The following is a 21,586-nucleotide window of genomic DNA, read 5'->3' as shown; positions in this document are numbered from 1 at the left end:
TCGGGTATGCCGCTATTCACCCGTCGGCACGCGCTCGGCCTCGGCATCGGTGCGCTATGCGCGACGCGGCTTCGTCCGGCAGCCGCCGATAACGGCGTCGAGATGCATGGCATGTCGGCGTTCGGCGATTTGAAATATCCCGCCGACTTCCACCATTTCGACTATGTCAACGTCAATGCGCCGAAGGGCGGCATGTTCTCGCTGATCCCGTCGGTCCGCGACTATAACCAGTCCTATTTCACGTTCAATTCGCTCAACGCCTACGTCCTCAAAGGTGAGGGGGCGCAGGGCATGGGCATGACGTTTGCGACGTTGATGGGGCGCGCCAGCGACGAGCCTGATGCGATGTATGGGTTCGCGGCGAAGTCGGTGCGGATTTCGCCCGACAAGCTCAGCTATACTTTCACGATCCGCCCCGAGGCGCGATTTCATGACGGCTCGAAGCTGACTGCCCACGACGTCGCCTTCTCGCTGAACATGCTGAAGGAAAAGGGCCACCCGATGGTCCTGGTTCAGCTCCGCGATTTCATCAAGGCCGAGGCGCTCGACGATGCGACCGTCGTCGCCAGCTTCGTGCCGAAGCGCGCGCGCGACGTCCCGCTTTATGTCGCGGGGCTGCCGATCTTCTCGAAGGCCTATTACGCCAATCGGCCGTTCGAGGAATCGACGCTGGATACGCCGCTCGGCTCGGGGCCGTACAAGGTCGGCCGCTTCGAGGTCAATCGCTTCATCGAATATGATCGCGTCAAGGACTGGTGGGCTGCCGATCTTCCGGTCTGCCGCGGCAGCTTCAATTTCGATACCGTCCGCTACGAGTTCTATCGCGACCGCGACGTCGCCTTCGAAGGCTTCACGGGCAAAAACTATCTCTATCGCGAGGAACTCACCGCCCGCATCTGGGCGACGCGCTATGATTTTCCCGCGATCAAGGACGGCCGCGTCAAGCGCGAGCTGTTGCCGGACGAGACGCCGTCGGGCGCGCAGGGCTGGTTCATCAACATGCGCCGCGACAAGTTCAAAGACCCGCGCGTGCGCGAGGCGCTGATCTATGCCTTCGATTTCGAATGGACCAACAAGACCATCATGTACGGCGCCTATGCGCGCACCCATTCGCCGTTCCAGAATTCGGACATGATGGTGTCCGGCCCGCCGTCGCCGGAAGAGCTGGCGCTGCTGGAGCCGTTCCGCGGCCAGGTGCCGGACGAGGTGTTCGGCATGCCCTTCGTGCCGCCGGTGTCGGACGGTTCGGGACAGGATCGGACGCTGCTGCGCAAAGCGGCGCAATTGCTCAATGAGGCTGGCTGCGTCGTCAAGGATGGCAAGCGGCTGTTGCCGAACGGCGAGCCTTTCACCATCGAATTCCTCAACGACGAAGCCTCGATCCAGCCCCATCACGGGCCCTACATCAAGAACCTTGCCGTGCTCGGCATCGACGCCACCTTCCGGCTGATCGACGCCGTGCAGTACCGCGCGCGGCTGGAGGATTTCGACTTCGACATGACCATCCAGCGCTTCTCGATGTCGGCGACTCCTGGCGATGTCATGCGGGCGTTCTTCTCCTCCCAGGCCGCCAATACCAAAGGCTCCTATAACCTCGCAGGCATTTCCAGCCCGGTGATCGATGCATTGGTCGAGAAGATCATCGCCGCCGAGACCAGGGCGGAGCTGACCACCGCCTGCCGGGCTTTCGACCGGGTGTTCCGCGCCGGGCGCTATTGGGTGCCGCAATGGTACGCCAACACGCACAAGGTGGCCTATTGGGACCTGTTCGCCCATCCGCCGAAGCCGGCGCGCTACGCGCAAGGCGTGGGAGCGCCGGAGAACTGGTGGATCGACCCGGCCAAGGCCGGCAACGCCGAACAGGCGAAGTAAGACATGACCGCCTATATCGCCCGCCGCATTCTCTTGATGGTGCCGACGCTGCTCGGCATCCTCTTCGTGTCCTTTGTTGTCGTGCAGTTCGCGCCGGGCGGACCGGTCGAGCGTGTGCTGGCGCAGCTCTCCGGCGCCGATACCGGCGGCACCTCGCGGGTTTCGGGTTCATCCGGCGGCGATTTTGCCGCGCGCGCGCCGGGCGGCGCCTCGGCAGACGCCGTCAACTCGAAGTACCGCGGCGCGCAGGGCCTCGATCCGGCCTTCATCAAGAATCTCGAAAAGCAGTTCGGCTTCGACAAGCCGGCGCCCGAGCGCTTCGCGCTGATGGTATGGAATTTCGCCCGCTTCGATTTCGGCAAGAGCTATTTCCGCGACGTCAGCGTGATCCAGCTGATCAAGGAGAAGCTGCCGGTGTCGATGTCGCTCGGCATCTGGATGACGCTGCTGACCTATTTGATCTCGATCCCGCTCGGCATCCGGAAAGCCGTGCATGACGGCTCTCGGTTCGACACCTGGACCTCGGCGGTGGTCATCATCGGCTTTGCGATTCCTGGCTTTCTGTTCGCGATCCTGTTGATCATCCTGTTCGCCGGCGGCTCGTTCTTCAACGTGTTCCCGTTGCGCGGATTGACCTCGGACGGCTGGTCGCAATTCCCCTGGTACTGGAAGATCCTCGACTATTTCTGGCACATCACGCTGCCCTTGATCTCGATGGCGCTCGGGGCGTTTGCCACCATGACGCTCTTGACCAAGAACTCGTTCCTGGACGAGATCCGCAAGCAATATGTCATGACTGCGCGCGCCAAGGGCTGCAGCGAGACGCAGGTGCTGTACGGCCACATCTTCCGTAACGCGATGCTGATCGTGATCGCCGGCTTCCCGAGCGCGTTCATCCACGCCTTCTTCTCCGGCTCGCTTTTGATCGAGACCATCTTCTCGCTCGACGGGCTCGGCCTGCTCGGCTTTGAGAGCGTCCTGAACCGCGACTATCCGGTGGTGTTCGGCACGCTGTTCATCTTTTCGCTGGTCGGCCTGGTCGTGAACCTGATCTCCGATCTCGCTTACATGTGGATCGATCCCCGGATCGATTTCGAGGCGAGGGAAGTCTGATGACGATGCTCGCGCCCCAACCCGTCGAGACCACCACGCAATCGCCGCTCGGCGAGGCCGTGCCGCCGAGCCGCCATCCCTTCGAGCCGTCGCCGCTCAACAAGCGCCGCTGGCAGAACTTCAAGGCCAACCGCCGGGGCTACTGGTCGTTCTGGATATTCCTGGTGCTATTCGTGGTCTCGTTGTTCGCCAACTTCATTGCGAATGATCGCCCGCTGATGGTCAGATATGACGGCCGGCTCTATTGGCCGGTGCTTTTCAACTATGCGGAGACGACGTTCGGCGGCGATTTCGAGACCACGGCTGACTACCGCGATCCCTACTTGCAGAAGCAGATCGCGGCCAAGAGCGGCACCATCATCTGGCCGCCGATCCGCTATTCCTACGACACCCACAATCTCGATCTGCCGACCCCGGCGCCGTCGAAGCCGACCTGGCTGCTGACCGAAGAGCAGTGCAAGGAGGTGGTCGAGAGGAAGCATCTCAGCGGCTGCCGCGACCTCGAATACAACTGGCTCGGCACCGACGACCAGGGCCGCGACGTGGTCGCGCGCCTGATCTACGGTTTCCGGATTTCGGTGCTGTTCGGCCTCACGCTGACCATCCTGTCCTCGATCATCGGCGTCGCCGCCGGCGGCGTGCAGGGCTATTTCGGCGGCTGGATCGATCTCACCTTCCAGCGCCTGATCGAGGTCTGGACCGCGATCCCCTCGCTCTATCTGCTTCTGATCATCTCCGCGGTGCTGCCGCCGGGCTTCTTCATCCTGCTCGGCATCCTCCTCTTGTTCTCCTGGGTGTCGCTGGTCGGCCTGGTGCGTGCGGAATTCCTGCGCGGGCGCAATTTCGAGTACATCCAGGCGGCGCGCGCGCTCGGCGTCTCCAATGCGGTGATCATGTTCCGCCACCTGTTGCCGAACGCGATGGTGGCGACCATGACCTTCCTGCCGTTCATCGTCTCATCCTCGGTGATGACGCTGACCGCGCTGGACTTCCTGGGCTTCGGCCTGCCGCCGGGCTCGCCTTCGCTCGGCGAGTTGCTGGCGCAGGGCAAGGCCAATGTGCAGGCGCCGTGGCTCGGCTTCACCGGCTTCTTCTCGGTCGCGATCATGCTCTCGCTCCTGATCTTCATCGGCGAGGCCGCGCGCGACGCCTTCGACCCGCGCAAGACGTTCAGGTAGGGCAGCTCATGGACGCCATCAACCAGCCGCTGCTCGATGTCCGCGACCTCTCGGTCGCGTTCGGCCCGTCGATCGCGGTCGACCATGTCTCGTTCTCGATCAAGCGTGGCGAATGCCTCGCGCTGGTCGGCGAATCCGGCTCGGGCAAGTCCGTCAGCGCGCTGTCGGTCCTGAAATTGCTGCCCTATCCGGCCGCGTCGCATCCTTCCGGCACCATCCGCTTCAAGGGCCGTGACCTTCTTACCGCCTCGGAGCGAGAGATGCGCGAGGTGCGGGGCAATGACATCTCGATCATCTTCCAGGAGCCGATGACCTCGCTCAATCCGCTCCACACCATCGAGGGGCAGATCGGCGAGATCCTGTCGCTGCACAGCGGCGTGCGCGGCGCGGCGGCGCGGGCGCGCACCATTGAGCTCCTGACGCAGGTCGGCATTCCCGAGCCCGAGACGCGGCTGCAAAGCTATCCGCATCAGCTCTCCGGCGGCCAGCGCCAGCGGGTGATGATCGCGATGGCGCTCGCCAATGAGCCCGACCTTTTGATCGCGGACGAGCCGACGACGGCGCTCGACGTCACCGTGCAGGCGCAGATCCTGGCGCTGCTGGCCGAGATCCGCACCCGGCTCGGCATGAGCATGCTGTTCATCACCCATGATCTTGGCATTGTCCGCCGCATCGCCGACACCGTCTGCGTCATGAATGGTGGCAAGATCGTCGAGCACGGCCCGGTCGAGCAGGTCTTCACCGCGCCCAAGCATCCCTATACGCGCGATCTTCTCGCCGCAGAGCCGAAGCCCGATCCGGCGCCGCCACGCCCGGACCAGCCGGTGGTGATCTCGGCGGATGATCTGAAGGTCTGGTTCCCGATCAAGCGCGGATTGCTGCGCTCCACTGTCGGTCATATCAAGGCGGTCGACGGCGTCAGCATCGCGGTGCGCAAGGGCGAGACGCTCGGCGTGGTCGGCGAATCCGGCTCGGGCAAGACCACGCTGGGGCTCGCGCTGCTGCGATTGATCTCCTCCGACGGGCCGATCGTGTTCTTAGGGAGCAACATCCAGGGCCTGCGCTTCAAGCAGATGCGCCCGTTCCGCCGCGACATGCAGATCGTGTTCCAGGATCCGTTCGGCGCGCTGAGCCCGCGCATGTCGGTCGGCGACATCGTGGCTGAAGGGCTGACTGTTCATCAGCGCCAGTTGTCGGCCGGAGAGCGCGAGGCGCGGGTGATCAAGGCACTGACGGATGTCGGCCTCAAGCCGGAATGGCGCTTCCGCTATCCGCATGAGTTCTCCGGCGGCCAGCGCCAGCGCATCTCGATCGCGCGCGCGGTGGTGCTGGAGCCGAATTTCGTGGTGCTGGACGAGCCGACCAGCGCGCTCGACATGCTGTTCCAGGCGCAGATGGTCGACCTCTTGCGCGAATTGCAGCGCAAGCGCGACCTCACCTACATGTTCATCTCGCACGATTTGCGCGTGGTGGCGTCGCTCGCCAGCCATCTGATCGTGATGAAGTCCGGCAAGGTCGAGGAGGAGGGGCCGGCCTCCGAGCTGTTCAAGAATCCGAAGAGCAACTACACCCGCGCCCTCTTCGCCGCCGCCTTCCGCCTGGAGACGGCCGGCAATGGCGCGGAGGCGACCTGAGTGACAGTTGGGCCTCATGGTTCGAGACGGCGCGGAGCCTGTCATCGGGCCGCGCTTCGCGCGGACCCGTTGGCGCCTCCTCACCATGAGGGGCGGGCAGTTTAGCCTGCGGCAACGTCTGACCGTCCCGAGAGCACCGTGTTTCCCCTCATCCTGAGGAGCCGCGAAGCGGCGTCTCGAAGGATGAGGCCCCCGTGCTCGACACGCATTGGCGTCGTAGCCCGGGTGGAGCGTCAGCGTAACCCGGGGCCGCTGGTGGATGTTGACGCAGTTGTCCCGGGTTGCGCTGCGCTCCACCCAGGCTACGAGTTAAAGCCGCTTGATCGCGACCACGTCACTGCCTGCCGCCTTGATGCGGGCGATGGCCTCCGTGGCGTGCTCGATCACGGTTGCCATGTGATGCGCATTGGCGTGCACGATCGTTGTGGCATCGCGTACGATGGCGACATGGCCCTTCCAGAAGATCAGGTCGCCGCGCTGCAGCTTCCTTGCTTCCGTCGCGCTCAGCTCGCGCCCGAGGCCCTCCTGCTGCATGTCGCTGTCGCGCGGACAGCCGGTGCCGGCGGCGGTCAGCGCGACCTGCACCAGGCCGGAGCAATCGATGCCGAGGCTGCTCTTGCCGCCCCAGAGATAAGGCGTCCCGATGAAACGTTCGGCCACAGTGACGAAATCATCCTCGATCGCGTCGATGCCGCCGACATGGCGGCGCGGCAGGTGCCAGCCTTCGCGTGTCACCGCAAACACGCCGTCTTCGCGCGCGACGTTCAGCCGGGCGCCGAGCGGCAGCGTCTCGACCGGCGGCAGCTTGATCGAGGGGCCGGGAAAGGCGAAGGTCCGCAGCGCCGTCACCTTGTGGGTCGGCGCGGCGGAAGGTTTTGCCAGCGCGGCATCGGACAGCCAGCCGACATAGCCGTCGCTGCCAAGCTGGGCCCAGGCGAATCCCTCGCTGTTGCGGTCATAGATGGTGAGGCGCTCGCCCTTCAGGGCCTGCGTCAGCAGCGTGGCGTCGGAGCGTGGCGCTTCGCGGAGCGGCGCGAGTGCGTGCGCGATCTCGAACTCCTCGCCGGCAACGAAGCGCTCAGCGCTCACCTTGCCTTCGAGGTATTTCGCGGCGATGTCGCCGCGGGAAGGTGTCAGGCGCGGATCATCCATAGCGCTGGCTCAACAGTTTGTAGATCGCGCGCGCCGCCTGGCATTCGCCGCCTTCGGGCCGCGCCGGTTTCGCGCTGGGAGTCCAGCCGTAGATATCGACATGCAGCCAGCGTTTGGCGTGCTCGACAAAGCGTTGCAGGAACAGCGCGCAGGTGACCGAACCGGCGAACGTGCCCGACGGGGCGTTGGTGATATCGGCGGTCTTCGAATCCAGCCAGGCATCGTAGGCGGGCCATAGCGGCATGCGCCACAACGGATCGTGCTCCGCTCTCGCATGCGCTGCCACCTCCGCGGCTAGCGTATCATCCTGCGTGTAAAAGGGCGGCAGGTCCGGCCCCAGCGCCACGCGCGCGGCGCCCGTGAGCGTGCCGAGGTCGATCAGGAGATCCGGCTTCTCCTCGTCGGCGAGTGCCAGCGCATCGGCGAGCACCAGCCGTCCCTCGGCGTCGGTATTGCCGATCTCGACCGTCAGCCCCTTGCGCGAGGTGAAGATGTCGAGCGGGCGGAAAGCGTTGCCCGCGACCGCGTTCTCGACCGCAGGGATCAGCACGCGCAGCCTTATCTTGAGCTTCGCGTCCATCACCATCTGCGCAAGCGCAAGCACATTGGCGGCACCGCCCATGTCCTTCTTCATGATGAGCATGCCGCTCGATGGTTTCAGGTCGAGCCCGCCGGTATCGAAGCAAACGCCCTTGCCGACCAGCGTCACCTTGGGGTGATCGGGGTTACCCCAGGTGAGATCGATCAGCCGTGGCGCGCGGCTCGAGGCCATGCCGACGGCGTGGATCAGCGGAAAATTCTGTCGCACGAGCTCGTCGCCGATGATGCAGTTAAACGTGGCGCCGAACCGCGACGCTATCTGTTCCGCCGCCTGCGCCAGCTCCTGCGGCCCCATGTCGTTCGAGGGCGTGTTGATGAGGTCGCGCGCCAGGCATGCGGCCTCCACCATGCGCGCCAGGTCTGCCGCATCAACGCCATCCGGCGGCACCAGCCGCACGTCGGGCATTTCCGCCTTGCGATAGCGGCGGAAGCGGTAGCTGCCGAGCGCAAAGGCGAGTGCGGCGAGCCGCGTATCGTGCGGCGCATTGGCGAAGCGGTAGACGCCTGATGGCAGCAACCCGGGCAGGCTGCCCGGCCGGAATGGATCACGCGACCGGCTTGCCTCATCCTCAAGTCCGAACAGCACCTGTGCGAGCGAACCGTCAGGCGCCGGCAGCGCCAGATATTTGCCGGGCTTGGCCGCAAAGCCATTGGCCTGCGCGAACTGCCGCGCATGCGCGGGAAGCGTCTCGCGGATCTGCTCCCAGTTCGATTTCGTGACGAAAGTGATGGGAATGGCGTTCGATGCGGATGCAGTTTCGAAGATGGATGGCATGCGACTCTCATCAAATGGCAGGGGCGCTGATTCTTGTTTGAGCGTGCTCTTATCGGAAAACCGGTCTCCACTTTTCCGGAGCACGCCAGTTAACCAGACGTTAGGGTTAACAGTCTATTGCTGGTGCATTCGGCTCGATCTTTTCGCGCGATATTGTGAGTTAAAGCGCTATGCGTCGACAGTCCAGTCTTGCCCGCGCTCTCGCGTCGGCTGCCCTTTCGGCGCTGCTGGCGGCAAGTCTTGGCGGCTGCCAGACGCTCTCAGATGTCGCGGGCCCGCTGACCACACGGACGAGGACGGCCGCCGCCGCGCCGGACGACCCGCGCCGCGCCGTCGATTTCTATGGCGAGCGCTATCGCGCCAACCCGAAGGACGTCGAAGCCGCGATCGGTTACGGTCAGGCGCTGCGTACGACCGGACAGCGCGCGCAGGCGGTCGCGATGCTGGAGCAGGCCACCATCGCCAATCCCGGCAACCGGCCGCTGCTCGCGGCGTATGGCCGGGCGCTTGCCGACAACGGCAATGCGCAGGCGGCGTTCGACGTGCTGAGCCGCGCGCACTCACCCGACAATCCCGATTGGCGCATCCTGTCGGTGCAGGGAACCACGCTCGACAGGCTTGGCCGGCATGACGAGGCACGCCGCTATTATGCGAGCGCGCTTCGCCTCGCTCCGGACGAGCCGTCGGTGCTGTCCAATCTAGGCCTGTCTTACATGCTGAGCCGCGACCTGCCCAAGGCCGAAGAGAATCTGCGCCGAGCGTATGGCAGCAGCCGCGCCGACAGCCGGGTGCGGCAGAACCTTGCCCTGGTGGTCGGCCTGCAGGGCCGGTTCGCGGAAGCCGAGAACATCGTCAAGGCCGACCTGCCGGCCGACGAAGCCGCCGCCAATGTCGCCTACCTCCGCGACATGCTGAAGGGCCGGGACAATCCGCGGACCGCAGCGGCGAAACCGGTGCCGATCGTCGCGCGCGACGACTGATCCGTCTCAGGCGGTGTAGCTTAAGATCCTCTCTCGGGCCACACAATCGGTTCAGTGCATCGCCGCCATGACTTTGATGACGGCCGGGCCGAGAATGACGATGAAGAGGCAGGGCAGGAAGAACAGGATCATCGGCACCGTCAGTTTCGGCGGCAGCGAGGCGGCTTTCTTCTCGGCCTCGGCCATACGCATGTCGCGATTCTCCTGCGCCATCACGCGCAGGCTCTGGCCGAGCGGCGTGCCGTAACGCTCGGACTGCTGCAGCGCCAGGCAGACCGATTTTACGCTCTCGAGCCCGGTGCGCGTGGCGAGGTTTTCATAGGCCGTCTTGCGGTCCTGCAGGTAGGAGAGCTCCGCCGTGGTGAGCGTGAACTCTTCCGACAGCGCCACCGATTGTCCGACGATCTCGGTTGCGACTTTCCTGAAAGCGACTTCGACCGACATGCCGGATTCGACGCAGATCAAGAGCAGGTCGAGCGCGTCGGGAAAGGCGCGCCTGATCGAAAGCTGACGCTTGGTGATGGCGTTCTTCAAGAACAGCATGGGCGCCTGCAGCCCGAGATACGCCGCGCCGAGGCAGATACCGATCTTCGTCAGCAGTGACGTTTGCAGTTGCGCGATTACGAAAACATACAGTGCGGCGCCGACCAGCATCACGATCGGCGTCAGAGCGCGGAAGAACAGAAAGGTGACATAAGGAGCGTTGCCGCGATAGCCCGCCATGACGAGCTTCTCGCGAGCGCTCTCCTGCGCCACCCATTTGCTCAGGTTGAAGTCTTCCACGACCTTGGAGACCATCTGCTTCGGCGCCTGCCGCAGCGACGCCTTTTCCGATTTGGCCAGCCGCTCGCGCTCGCGCTGGCGGATGCGCTCGCGTTCGCTCGCCACTGCCTTCATTCGCTTCTGAAGGTTCTCGCCGGCGAACAACGGCATGATCAGCGAGTAGCAGGTCGCGCTCACGGCGATCGCCGCGAGCAGCATGGTCATGAACCTGACGTCGTGGAGCTTGCTGGCCAGAAGATCAATCATGCTTCACCCGTCAGAAATCGAAATTGATCATCTTCTTCATCACGAAGATGCCGATGCTCATCCAGACCAGACAGGCTACCAACATCAATTGACCGGTCGGATGGGTCCACAGCAGCGAGATGTATTGAGGCGTCGTGATATAGACGAGCAGCATAACGGTTGGGGGCAGTGCGCCGATGATACCCGCGGAAGCCTTGGCTTCCATCGACATCGCCTTGATCTTCTCTTTCATCTTCTTGCGGTCGCGCAGCACCCTGGAGAGGTTGCCAAGCGCTTCCGAGAGATTGCCGCCGGATTTCTGCTGGATCGAGACCACGATGCCGAAGAAATTCGCTTCCGGCACCGGCATGCTCTCGTAGAGGCGGGCGCAGGCATCGCCAAGCGGCATGCCGATGGTCTGTGTCTCGATGATTGCCTTGAACTCGCTCTTGAGCGGCTCAGGCGAGTCGCTGGCGACCACCTTGAGCGATTCAAACAGCGGCAGGCCGGCCTTGATGCCGCGCACGATCACGTCGACGGCGTCGGGGAGCGCCTTCAGGAACGCCGCTTCGCGGCGCTTTTTCAGGAAGCCGAGCAGCCAGCGCGGCAGTCCGAAGCCGGCGGCGAAGGCAATGCCTACTGAGCCCAACAGTCCGCCGCTGATCATGTAGGAGAGCACGAAGCCGATCGCTGCAAGGATGGCGGAAACGATCCAGAACTTCTGAGGCGTCCAGTCGAGGCCAGCCTGGGTCAGGCGCTTGCTCAGCGAGACCTTCGCCTCCTTCTGCCGGCGCGCGTCGAGCTCGCGCAAGGTCCCTTCGACCTGCTCGCGGCGCGAACGCTGGGTCCGTTCGGCCTGCCGCGTGGTTGCGGGTTCGGAGCGGCCGATGGAGGCGCGGCGCGCTTCCGCCTGCTTCTCCCCGGACAGCAACGGATAGAGGAAGACCCAGCCGAGTCCGCCGACGGCGGTTGCGGCGAGGAAGGCGAGGGCGAGCGATTGCAGGTTCATCATCGGCTTCCTTATGCCGGCGGCGGCGCTTCGGCGGCGTCGAGCGCGGCGGCGAGGCGATTCTCCTCGTTATAGTAGCGGGCGCGCTCCCAGAATTTCGGCCGGCCGATGCCAGTCGAGCGATGCCGGCCGATGATCTTGCCGTTGGCGTCCTCACCGACGATGTCGTACAGGAAGATGTCCTGCGTGATGATGGTGTCGCCCTCCATGCCCATCACCTCGGTGATGTGGGTGATGCGGCGGGAGCCGTCGCGCAGGCGCGCCGCCTGGATGATGACGTCGATCGAGGCGCAGATCATCTCGCGGATGGTGCGCGAGGGCAGCGAGAAGCCGCCCATCGTGATCATGGATTCGCAGCGCGACAGTGCCTCGCGCGGGTTGTTGGCGTGCAGCGTGCCCATCGAGCCGTCGTGGCCGGTGTTCATCGCCTGCAACAGGTCGAACGCCTCGGGTCCGCGGACTTCGCCGACGATGATGCGCTCAGGGCGCATACGCAGGCAGTTGCGGACCAGTTCGCGCATCGTGACCTGGCCTTCGCCTTCGATATTAGGCGGCCTGGTTTCCAGCCGCACCACATGCGGCTGCTGCAGTTGCAGCTCGGCGGCGTCCTCGCAGGTAATGATGCGTTCGTCGTGCTCGATATAGTTGGTCAGGCAGTTGAGCAGCGTGGTCTTGCCGGAGCCGGTGCCGCCAGAGATCAAGACGTTGCAGCGGACGCGGCCGATAATCTGCAGAATGCTCGCGCCATCCGGCGAGATCGCGCCGAACTTGACGAGCTGCTCCAGTGTCAGCTTGTCCTTCTTGAATTTGCGGATGGTGAGCGCGGGTCCATCGATCGCGAGCGGCGGCACGATGGCGTTGACGCGCGAGCCGTCGGCGAGGCGGGCGTCGCAGATCGGCGAAGATTCGTCGACGCGGCGGCCGACCTGGCTGACGATGCGCTGGCAGATGTTGAGAAGCTGCTGGTTGTCGCGGAAGCGGATGCCGGTGCGCTGGATCTTGCCGGCGACTTCGATGTAAACCGTGCCGGCGCCGTTGACCATGATGTCGGCGATGTCGTCGCGCGACAACAGCGGCTCGAGCGGGCCGTAGCCGAGCACGTCGTTGCAGATGTCGTCGAGCAGGTCTTCCTGCTCGGCGATCGACATCACGATGTTCTTGATCGCGATGATCTCGTTGACGATGTCGCGGATTTCCTCGCGCGCGGAATCGCCGTCGAGCTTCGCGAGCTGAGCGAGGTCGATCGCCTCGATCAGCGCACCGAAGATGGTGGCCTTGACCTGATAGTAAGTGTCGGATCGGCGCGTGTCGACGGTCGGCGCCGGCGGCGGCTTGGGCGGGGCGATCGGGGGCGAAGGCATGGTCGGAGGCGCCATCTCGCGCGCCGGCGCGGCTGCGGCCAAAGATTCCGGCGCGTGAACGGCGGGCCTCAGTGCCCGCACTTCACTGTCATTTGCGCTACGCTTACCAAACACGACTCTGCTCCAGACCGGCTATTTCGCCCGCAGCTTCTCCAGCAAGGGCGACAGGAACGACCCTTTGGTTTTCTTGGTCTCGCCGCGGCCGGTCAGCCGCTGCGCGATCTGCAGGAACATCTCGATGGTGCGATGATTGGCGGAGATCTCCGCGATCATCTGGCCGTTATTGGCGGCCGAGCCGAAGATCTGCGGATCGAACGGTATCGTCGCGATCGGCTCGGCCTCGATCGCCTTGGCGAATTCGGCGGCGTTGATCTCGGGGCGCTTCGGCACGCCGACCTGGTTGAGGCAATAGATCGGCGCGCGGTCGTTCGGCCGCGAGGCCTTCAAGAGGTCGACCAGGTTCTTGGTGTTGCGCAGGTTGGCAAGGTCGGGGACTGCGACCACCAGGATGTCGTCGGCGGCGATCAGCGCCCGCTTGGTCCAGCCCGACCATTGGTGCGGGACGTCGAGCACGGTGCAGGGCATGGTGGTGCGAAGCGTGTCGAAGATCGCATCGAACGCCTCGGCGCCGAAATCGTAGACGCGGTCGAGCGTGGCGGGCGCCGCGAGCAGACTCAAGTGATCGGTGCATTTCGACAGCAGCCGGTCGATGAAGGCGGTGTCGACACGGTCGGGCGAGAACACGGCCTCGGCGATCCCCTGCGGCGGATCCTGGTTGTAGTCGAGGCCGGCCGTGCCGAAGGCGAGATCGAGATCGGCGACGACGGAATCCAGCGCCAGGTCGCGCGCGATCGCCCAGGCGACGTTGTGCGCCACGGTGGACGCGCCGACACCACCCTTGGCGCCGACCACGGCAAGGATGCGCCCGACCGCCTTGGCCTCGGGCGCCGAGAACAGGTTGCAGACCGAGCGCACCACGTCGATGGTGACAACAGGCGCGATCATGTAGTCGCTGACGCCGCGGCGCACCAACTCGCGATAGAGCGCGACATCGTTGAGGCGGCCGATCACGATCACGCGCGTGCCGGCGTCGCAGACCGCGGCGAGTTGGTCGAGACCGGCGAGGATGTCGCTATTGGTCCCGGTTTCCAGGATGATGACGTTTGGCGTCGGCGCCGAGCGATAGGCCTCGATGGCGGCGGCCATGCCGCCCATCTGGATCTTCAGATGCGCCTTGGCGAGCCTGCGGTCCTCGCCGGCTGACTGCACCGCGGCGGCGGTCTCCACCGTATCGCAGAACGCCTGCACCGACACCCGCGGCGCCGGGGCAATATGCTCCTCCACCTGCGGCGGGACGTCAGGCTGGGCGTCGGAGTTCTGGCGCGCGTAGCTGATCATTTGCCGACATTGCTCAGTTTGGCCATGTCGGCCTCGGGATAGGTCGTCGTTGTCGCGACGCCCTTGCGATACTTTTCGAAGGCCACGTCACGCCGCTCGGTGTAAGGCGGCGTCTCCGCGCGCGGTTGCACCAGATCGCTCGGATTGTCGACCATGGAGGCGAGGTTGCGCTGGCTGGCGCAGCCGAAATTGTAATAGGGCTTGTTGTCGAAATAGCTCTTGTTGTTGATCGACGGCCCAAGGTCCTCCGGCCAGGTGCCGCACGGGCCGGCCACCGCCGAGATCCGCGCATAGTTGATACGGATCGCCGCGAAATGGCGCGGATCCTCGGGACGATACTGGCGCACGGCGACCGCGCGCGGTGGCACGCCGGCGGCGGCGAAGGTCGCCTGGATCTCGCGTAAGGAATCGGCGGCGGCGCGCGCATTCCGCGTGCCGAGCGGCGTGTCGATGCTGATCGCGCCGGTGCCTTCGCGCAGCCAGGTCTGCGCCAGCCCCATCACGTCGGCGCGCTGTTCGGCGGTGAGGCCGCCGCGACCGCTGCCGACGAACACCACGATGGAGCGGTCGGCTTCCTGGACCGCGATCGGATGGCGCAGGCGATAATCGTCGGGAAAGCTCGCCAGCGGCGAATCTTCCGTGTGCCGACAGGCGCCGAGCGCCACCGCAATGCCGATCAGCGCCCCGAGGCGAGCGAGGGTGCGGTTGCGATCGGCGGATCGTTTGGATGTCAGCTTGGGTGTCATCGTCCCGCCTCAGTCGGTAATGAAGCCGTAAGTGCCACGGTAATTTCGCCCCGGCTCGGTACGGCCCGGCACGCCATAGATGCGATTGATGCTGCCGAGGAAGTCGGCTTGCGGGTCGGATGCATTGGCAAAACCATCGTCCGGCCGCGACAGGTCCTTCTGCGCCACCGCGCGCACGACATAGGGGGTCACCAGCACCATCAGCTCGGTCTGGTTGTTGACGAAGTCGCGGCTGCGGAACAGCGTGCCGAGGATCGGCAGTTGGGCAAGGCCCGGAAAGCCGTTGATCGCCTGCTTGGTCTGCTCCTGGATCAGGCCGGCCATCGCCATCGCGCCGCCGGAGGGGATTTCCAGGGTCGTTTCCGCGCGGCGGGTCTTGATCGAGGGAATGGTCAGCGCGTTGACCTGATTGGCGGTGACGGATTGCGAGATCGTGATCGAATTGTCGTTCGACAGTTCGGACACCTCGGTCATCACCCGCAGGCTGATGCGGCCCTCGGTCAGCACGATCGGCGTGAAGTTCAGCGAGATGCCGAATTTCTTGAACTGGATCTGCGTTGTACAGACATGGGTTGTGGGGTCGCAGGAGTAGCCCGCTGGAATTGGGAATTCGCCGCCCGCGATGAAGGTCGCGGACTCTCCGGAGATGGCCGTCAGATTCGGCTCGGCCAGCGTCCGCACCACGCCCGCGCTTTCCATCGCGCGCAGCGTCGCCCTCACCGAGGGGGTGGCGCCGAACGAGGTTGTCGCCGTGTTGTCGGGCACCAGCGCGCGGCCATAGGCGGTGAAGGGATTGGCGTTGCTGAAATTCACCACCGCCGTGCCGTAGTTCAGGTTGGCGGTGAGATCGATGCCGAGCTGCTTGACGATGGAGCGTGCGACCTCGGCGACGGTGACCTTGAGCATCACCTGGTCGCGGCCGCGGACCACGATCGAATTGACCACCTTTTCAGGGCCGCCGGCAAGCCGCGCGGCGAGATCGCCGGCCTGCTGCGCCTCGATCGGGCTCGAAGCCGTGCCGGTCAGCACCACGCCGTCGCCGACGCCGTCGATCTGGATGTCGGCATTCGGCAACGCCTGGCGGAGCGCGGCGCGTACCCCATTGAGGTCGCGCTTCACGGCGATGTCATAGGCGGCGATCTGTGCGCCGGCGGAATCGAAGAACACGATGTTGGTCTGGCCGATCGCGGCGCCGATGATATAGGCGCGCTGCGACGAGCGGATCACGGCATTGGCGATCTTGGGATCGGCCACCAGCACATCCTTGATATCGCGGGGCAGGTCGACCACGACCGATTTGCCGACCCCGAGCGACAGGAAGCGCGCGTTGGCCTGGCCGTCCGCCGTTGGCGGCGCCGTGACGCGGTAATCGCTCGCCACCACCGGCGTCAGGGCCGGGTTGAGCGCGAACGCAACGGCGGCCGAAAACGACAGGGCGCGAACGACGAAAGCCCGCAGCATCGATCGATTCCCCCAGCCTCTCATTCCCCGCGCCCTTTCGCTCACTTCTGTACCGTTTGCGGACTGGCGATGCCGTAGCGGATGACGTTGATGGTTTGGCCGCGCCTGCGCATTTGATTGTCGGCGTTGGCTTCGACGATATTGACGTCGGCGATGCTGCGCAGCGCCAGCGTCAGCGTGCCGCTCTGGCGGGCACGTGCCAGCGTCTCCGCCTGTTCGGGCTTGAGCTCGAGTGTCACGGTCTTGCCGATCAGCGCGCTGGTGCCGTCCTTTTCCTTCGGCGCCTGGTCGATCGCAAGCACGCGGACATTGCTCAGGATGATCTCCGAATTGACGACGTCGGGGCCATTGCTGTCCGGATTCTTGCTGCGTTTGGAGAGAATGACGTCGACCCGGTCGTTCGGCAGGATGAAGCCGCCGGCAGCGGTCTCCGGCGAGATTTCGGTCGAGATCGCGCGCATGCCGGACGGCAGGATCGCGGCCATGAAGCCGCTGCCATCGGCTCTTACCAACTTCTGCTCGCGGATCGGCTCGCCGGCGATAAAGGGCGCTCGCGCAATTGAGCCGATGGCGTCCTTCATGGCATCGGCCTTACTGTCGCGCCGCATGAACGAGCTGCTCGCGCTCGAGGCCGGCCAGCTCTGCCACTGCAAGTCCTCGGCCTTGACCGACTGGCCGAGGCCGATATCGGACTTCGCGACCAGGATGTCGACGGTCGGCAGTTGCGCCACCGGCTCGGTCTTGGGAGCGGGTCGGTCGCCACCTCCGCTCGCCAGATACAGCGCCGCGAGGCCGGCAACGCCGGCAATAGCCAGGACCACGATGCGGGCGGTATTCATTACGCTTCACTTTCCACAGGACGACGCGACGGTTCCCGCCGCTGTGATCGGCAGTTGACCAGCTATTCGTCAAAGCATGGTTAATGAGGCGTATCTAAATCGCCTTAACGGGCAGTTACTTCTGCCCGTTCAACGCGTTGCGAAATGCGCCACGTCGACCGCCTTCATCCAGTCGGTCTCGGGATAGATCACGAGCGCGCCAAGCGCGAGCGCGATGCCATAAGGGATGCCGGTCTCCTTGGCGTGCAGCCGCAGCAGCCAGGCTTGGCTCAGCAGCGGATAGGGCAGCGGCCATCGTCGAAACTGCAGCAGAAGCAGCGTCAGTGCGCCACCGAACAGGGACGCATAGAGCAGATAGGGCAGCAGATGGTCGAAGCCGAGCCAGAGCGCGGCGCCGGCCGCAACCTTGGCGTCGCCGCCGCCAATCCAGCCGAACGCAAAGCAGGCAAATCCGGCCGCGAGCACGGCGGCGCCGGCGCCGGCATGTGAAAGCACCTCGTGGAGCCCCATGCCGCTCGCGAGCGCGAGCACGACAAACCCCGCCATGAGCGCCAGCGACACGCGGTTTGAAATTGTCATGCTGACAAGGTCGCTTGCTGCGGCGAACGCCATCAGTGCGGGAAACAGCAGCAGGCGAAGAATGTCGAGGATCATGTGATTACGCAGCCCGTGCGGTCCAGATGAGGTCGCCTCGAATCTAGCCGCGAGAGGTGAACAATCGGCGAAGGCAGCGTACTCACCATACTGCCGCTATCCGGCCGGCGAGCGTGACAACTGCCAGTATCAGGGCGACGCAGATGATCTGCGCGGACGCGTCGTTTGGATTACCTACCCGAAAGCAGGCCTTGGCTGCCGCAAGACGTGGAACAGTTGATCTACGCATGCTTTCCGCCGTCCAACTCGACGAATAAGACAAAGGCCCCGGATCGCCGGGGCCTTTGTGCGGGCCACATCGGCTGACTACTTCAGCCCCTCCGACACGGCCTGCAACTTGGTGTCGAGGCGAGTGCCGATGGTCGTAAGAGTGCCAATGATCACGACGGCAATGAGCGCGGCGATCAGACCGTACTCGATGGCGGTCGCGCCGGACTCGTCCTTAATGAAACGCGAAACGAGGTTCTTCATAGATTACTCCTGGTGTGCACGTGGCTGGTCGAACTATCGTTTGGTCACACCGGCGTTCTCAGCACCGTGACCATGCACGCGACCGTAGGGGTGCGACAATTGCGCAGCAGTTAATTCGATTGCAGAAAGATCGCCCCAAATTTGACAGTTCCGACGCAGAGTCAACGCGGGCTTAAGACGTTCGGTAAAACTTGAATCTTTTGGATGCCGATGTGATTGGATCAAATCCTGTATCGAGGTGCGCTCGGTTACGAGAGGATTGGGTAGGCGGCCGCGGCGATGCAGCAGGCAAGTCGCCCGTCCACTCCGGAAACGAATGCGGGTGCAATTGCGGAAGCGCTTTTTGCACTTCGTTCATGAATTGTTGTCAGTTTAGCTCTGTCGGGCGCCGCTTCCGCTGCGTATCGCGGTTGCCGGCTTGTCAGTGTCCCGGGGTAGAGCATGTCGTTCAAGTCAGAGCGTATCCGTACGTTGGCGGGTCTCGCCTTCAGCCTTCTCGCAGCCGCCGTCACGGCCTGGCCTTCCGCGGGCTTTGCCGCGGCCGATCCTGATCGGATCGAGGTCAATGTCGACCAGGCCAAGCTCGTCAAGCTCCCGACCGGCATCGCCACCATCGTGGTCGGCAACCCCATGATCGCCGACGTGACGCTGCAGACCGGCGGCGTCGTGGTCGTCACCGGCAAGGGTTATGGCGCCACCAATTTCATCGCGATGGACCGCAGCGGCCAGGTGCTGGTCGATCGCCAGATCCAGGTTCAGGGCCCGAGCGACCAACTCGTCACCGTCTATCGCGGCATCGAGCGGGAATCCTATAGCTGCATGCCGATCTGCCAGCGTCGCGTGACGCTCGGCGATGGCGAGAACTACTTCAAGTCCACGATCGATCAGGCCGGTACGCTCAGCACCCAGGCAAGCGGGCAGGGCGGGTCCGCCCCCAAATCGTCCAACTGACGAAAGCTGCAGAGGCGTTGGCGGCGGCGTCCTTGCGCTGTTCGTCCATGCTTAACGCCGGCCTAACGGAACGGGTCGTGCCGTCTGGATCCGGCGAAACATTTCGACAATCAGTTTCGGTTAGTCCTTGCGGGGTCATTCCCGCGAGACTCCCCCGATGCCGCAGCCCCTTGGCTCTTTCCGCAACCTGTTGCGCCGGTTTCGCCGCGATCGTCGCGGTGTAACCGCCGTCGAATTCGCCCTCGTCGCGCCGGTGTTCTTCGCGCTGTTGTTTGCGATCATCGAGACGGCGCTGGTCTTCTTCGCCAGCCAGGTGCTCGAGACGATCACCCAGGATACCGCGCGCATAGTCCAGACCGGCCAGGCGCAAAGCGGCTCGCTCAGTCAGGCGCAGTTCAAGGATCTAGTCTGCGGCCACAAGCTCAGTTTCATGTTCGACTGCAAAAACGGCATCTCTGTCGACGTTCGCAGCTACGCGCAGGCCAACGTGGTCAAGATTCCCAACCAGATCAATGGAAGCAGCACCTTCATCAATGACATGAAATATTGTCCTGGCCAGGACAGCAACATCGTCGTGGTCAGGTTGTTCTATGAGTGGCCGGTCTACATCATCAAAATCCTCAACGTCGGATACAATCTCGAATACGACCTGTCCAATCTCAACGGCAGCAAACGCCTGTTGTCGGGAACGGCGGTCTTCAAGAACGAGCCCTTTCCGACTGGTGGGGCGACGTGCTCATGAGCGAAGCAATGAGAATGAGTTTGCTCTCATCGACGTGGCGCGTGCGCCGCAAGATCGGCGATCTCGTGCGCGATTGCCGCGGCGTGGCGGCTGTCGAATTCGCGATGATCGTGCCCATCATGCTGGTGCTGTTCTTCGGAACGGTCGAGCTCAGCTCTGCCATCGCCATCAAGCGCAAGCTGACGCTGGTGGCACACGCGACGTCCGACCTGACCTCGCAATCGCTGGACAGCGTCAAGAACACGGATATGCAGAATGTCTTCGCCGCGAGCGGGGCAATCATGCTGCCCTATTCGCTGACGCCGTTGTCCGCGACCGTCTCGGAAATATTCATCGACAAGAACAAGATCGCGAAGATCCAGTGGAGCCAGTCGGCCACCGTCGCAATGGTCAGCGGCTCGCCACAGGCGACGCTCAAGGCTTCGCCGCACAACCGGGGGGATACGGTGACGGTTCCTGAGGGGTTGCTGATACCGAACACCTGGCTGATCTGGAGCGAGGTCAGTTACACCTACACGCCGACGGTCGGCTATGTGGTCAAGACCGACCTTTCGATGGAAGACGAGGCTTATACCCGCCCGAGGCACTCGACCTGCGTCGACTATCCTCCGCCCGCCAATGCCGGCAGCAGTTGCACGCCGGTTTCCTAGAGCGTGATGTCATTTGGTTGAATCGCGCGGCAGGTTCCGGTTCACCTCTCCCGCAAGCGGAGAGGTGGGGATTCAGCCTGATCGGATCATGCCTTAACGCGCGGTCTGCGCGCATAACCAAAACAAGAAGCCGCGCGGTGAGCGCGGCTTCTTTCTTATTCGGTGCTCCTGCTCCAGAGCGTTTGCTTCAGTCGCGAACGCTGCGGACGCAGGCCCGCCGTCGGTCAGCCCGCCGAGCGCAGATTGTCGGCGGCGGATTTGCCGGAGCGACGATCGGACACGATCTCGTAGGAGATCTTCTGGCCTTCGCGCAGCGTGCCCAAGCCAGCGCGCTCGACTGCGCTGATGTGCACGAACACGTCGCTGCCGCCGTCATCGGGCTGAATGAAGCCGTAGCCCTTGGTTGCGTTAAACCACTTCACGGTTCCCATGCTCACGGGATAGTCCCTTCTCAGATAGACAAGTCAAAGCCCGCTTCTGGCAGGCTGGTGGATCGAATTTTGGAAGGGTCGTCAGCACCTGAACCGGGATACCGGTGGATGGCTAATGTCGTCCGGCCGAAAATCGATTAGCCCGATATTATGCGAAAAACGGCCCTAAAACAATCCTGACGTGCGCGGATTTCGTTCGAACGTGCAAACCGCCGGGATCGCGCAAGACGTCAGGGTGTCGTGCGCGATTCCGGACGGCTTCGGGGCACGTCAGCGGCGGCGGAACTGGCCGCCCCGCGGCGCCTGGCCGCGCGGCGGGCCGCCGGGCGAACTCGGACGTTCGTCCTTGTGACGGAAAATCAGCCGCCCCTTCTCGAGATCGTAGGGCGACATTTCAATCGTAACCCGGTCGCCGGCCAGCGTCTTGATGCGGTTCTTCTTCATCTTGCCGGCCGTATAGGCGACAATCTCGTGTCCGGTATCGAGTTGCACGCGATAGCGTGCGTCGGGGAGGATTTCGGTCACCAGCCCCTCGAACTGGATCAGCTCTTCCTTAGCCAT

The 21,586-nt window shown here is 64.0% G+C and carries 21 protein-coding genes; 8 read left to right on the top strand and 13 right to left on the bottom strand.

Annotated elements, in window-relative coordinates; genetic code table 11:
- The first annotated feature begins 6 nt into the window (after positions 1-6).
- From OZ411_RS26950 to OZ411_RS26935, 4 genes are read left to right on the top strand one after another with little or no spacing between them, the layout of a single operon-like run.
- Positions 7-1,872 (top strand): extracellular solute-binding protein, encoded by a 1,866-nt coding sequence (locus OZ411_RS26950; protein ID WP_282530385.1) that lies wholly within the window; start codon positions 7-9, stop codon positions 1,870-1,872.
- 3 nt (positions 1,873-1,875) lie between these two features.
- Positions 1,876-2,985: a microcin C ABC transporter permease YejB gene (locus tag OZ411_RS26945; RefSeq protein ID WP_282530384.1), complete on the top strand. Its 1,110-nt coding sequence runs from the start codon at positions 1,876-1,878 to the stop codon at positions 2,983-2,985.
- Positions 2,985-4,163, top strand: coding sequence for an ABC transporter permease (locus OZ411_RS26940; protein ID WP_282530383.1), 1,179 nt, complete (start codon positions 2,985-2,987; stop codon positions 4,161-4,163). The genes OZ411_RS26945 and OZ411_RS26940 overlap by 1 nt, the downstream gene beginning before the upstream one ends.
- Before the next feature lie 8 nt (positions 4,164-4,171).
- Positions 4,172-5,797, top strand: coding sequence for an ABC transporter ATP-binding protein (locus tag OZ411_RS26935; RefSeq protein ID WP_282530382.1), 1,626 nt, complete (start codon positions 4,172-4,174; stop codon positions 5,795-5,797).
- Between the two features lie 309 nt (positions 5,798-6,106).
- Here the strand turns inward: OZ411_RS26935 and OZ411_RS26930 are convergent, their stop codons facing one another.
- Both OZ411_RS26930 and OZ411_RS26925 read right to left on the bottom strand, forming a co-directional pair.
- Positions 6,107-6,949: an NlpC/P60 family protein gene (locus OZ411_RS26930; RefSeq protein WP_282530381.1), complete on the bottom strand. Its 843-nt coding sequence runs from the start codon at positions 6,947-6,949 to the stop codon at positions 6,107-6,109.
- On the bottom strand, positions 6,942-8,324 hold the full coding sequence (locus OZ411_RS26925; protein ID WP_282530380.1) for a leucyl aminopeptidase family protein: 1,383 nt from the start codon (positions 8,322-8,324) through the stop codon (positions 6,942-6,944). The genes OZ411_RS26930 and OZ411_RS26925 overlap by 8 nt, the downstream gene beginning before the upstream one ends.
- 170 nt (positions 8,325-8,494) lie before the next feature.
- On the opposite strand from OZ411_RS26925, the gene OZ411_RS26920 reads away from it, so the two are divergent.
- Positions 8,495-9,304, top strand: a complete 810-nt coding sequence (locus OZ411_RS26920) for a tetratricopeptide repeat protein (protein ID WP_282530379.1) — start codon at positions 8,495-8,497, stop codon at positions 9,302-9,304.
- 51 nt (positions 9,305-9,355) lie between these two features.
- On the opposite strand, the gene OZ411_RS26915 is transcribed toward OZ411_RS26920, so the two are convergent.
- The 9 genes from OZ411_RS26915 to OZ411_RS26875 form a co-directional block, all read right to left on the bottom strand.
- Entirely contained in the window at positions 9,356-10,333 is a 978-nt protein-coding gene (locus OZ411_RS26915; RefSeq protein ID WP_282530378.1) for a type II secretion system F family protein, read from the bottom strand.
- A gap of 10 nt (positions 10,334-10,343) precedes the next feature.
- On the bottom strand, positions 10,344-11,321 hold the full coding sequence (locus OZ411_RS26910; protein WP_282530377.1) for a type II secretion system F family protein: 978 nt from the start codon (positions 11,319-11,321) through the stop codon (positions 10,344-10,346).
- A gap of 11 nt (positions 11,322-11,332) precedes the next feature.
- Positions 11,333-12,796 carry a CpaF family protein gene (locus OZ411_RS26905; protein ID WP_282530376.1) on the bottom strand — a complete coding sequence of 488 codons (1,464 nt, stop codon included), beginning with the start codon at positions 12,794-12,796 and terminating at the stop codon, positions 11,333-11,335.
- Between the two features lie 18 nt (positions 12,797-12,814).
- Entirely contained in the window at positions 12,815-14,080 is a 1,266-nt protein-coding gene (locus OZ411_RS26900; RefSeq protein ID WP_282530375.1) for an AAA family ATPase, read from the bottom strand.
- On the bottom strand, positions 14,077-14,826 hold the full coding sequence (locus OZ411_RS26895) for a CpaD family pilus assembly protein (RefSeq protein WP_282530374.1): 750 nt from the start codon (positions 14,824-14,826) through the stop codon (positions 14,077-14,079). The genes OZ411_RS26900 and OZ411_RS26895 overlap by 4 nt, the downstream gene beginning before the upstream one ends.
- A 9-nt stretch (positions 14,827-14,835) precedes the next feature.
- Positions 14,836-16,311, bottom strand: a complete 1,476-nt coding sequence (locus tag OZ411_RS26890; RefSeq protein ID WP_282530373.1) for a type II and III secretion system protein family protein — start codon at positions 16,309-16,311, stop codon at positions 14,836-14,838.
- Between the two features lie 17 nt (positions 16,312-16,328).
- Positions 16,329-17,126, bottom strand: coding sequence for a Flp pilus assembly protein CpaB (gene cpaB, locus OZ411_RS26885; protein WP_282530372.1), 798 nt, complete (start codon positions 17,124-17,126; stop codon positions 16,329-16,331).
- A gap of 129 nt (positions 17,127-17,255) precedes the next feature.
- Positions 17,256-17,780, bottom strand: coding sequence for a prepilin peptidase (locus tag OZ411_RS26880; RefSeq protein ID WP_282530371.1), 525 nt, complete (start codon positions 17,778-17,780; stop codon positions 17,256-17,258).
- A gap of 306 nt (positions 17,781-18,086) precedes the next feature.
- Entirely contained in the window at positions 18,087-18,251 is a 165-nt protein-coding gene (locus OZ411_RS26875) for a Flp family type IVb pilin (protein WP_282530370.1), read from the bottom strand.
- Between the two features lie 441 nt (positions 18,252-18,692).
- On the opposite strand from OZ411_RS26875, the gene OZ411_RS26870 reads away from it, so the two are divergent.
- From OZ411_RS26870 to OZ411_RS26860, 3 genes are all read left to right on the top strand, one after another.
- Positions 18,693-19,202: a pilus assembly protein N-terminal domain-containing protein gene (locus OZ411_RS26870; protein ID WP_282530369.1), complete on the top strand. Its 510-nt coding sequence runs from the start codon at positions 18,693-18,695 to the stop codon at positions 19,200-19,202.
- 157 nt (positions 19,203-19,359) lie between these two features.
- Complete coding sequence (locus OZ411_RS26865; RefSeq protein WP_282530368.1) at positions 19,360-19,944, top strand: TadE family protein; 585 nt, start codon at positions 19,360-19,362, stop codon at positions 19,942-19,944.
- A gap of 14 nt (positions 19,945-19,958) precedes the next feature.
- Entirely contained in the window at positions 19,959-20,594 is a 636-nt protein-coding gene (locus OZ411_RS26860) for a TadE/TadG family type IV pilus assembly protein (RefSeq protein ID WP_282530367.1), read from the top strand.
- Between the two features lie 224 nt (positions 20,595-20,818).
- On the opposite strand, the gene OZ411_RS26855 is transcribed toward OZ411_RS26860, so the two are convergent.
- Positions 20,819-21,031, bottom strand: coding sequence for a cold-shock protein (locus OZ411_RS26855; RefSeq protein ID WP_130582419.1), 213 nt, complete (start codon positions 21,029-21,031; stop codon positions 20,819-20,821).
- Positions 21,032-21,295: 264 nt separating this feature from the next.
- A complete protein-coding gene (gene infA, locus OZ411_RS26850) occupies positions 21,296-21,586 on the bottom strand; it encodes a translation initiation factor IF-1 (RefSeq protein ID WP_130582418.1) in 291 nt (96 codons plus the stop codon).

It is taken from the genome of Bradyrhizobium sp. Arg237L (assembly GCF_029990105.1).
Classification (GTDB): domain Bacteria; phylum Pseudomonadota; class Alphaproteobacteria; order Rhizobiales; family Xanthobacteraceae; genus Bradyrhizobium.
Note: the sequence above shows the minus strand (reverse complement) of the source record. Positions and strands in the feature narration are given on the sequence as shown.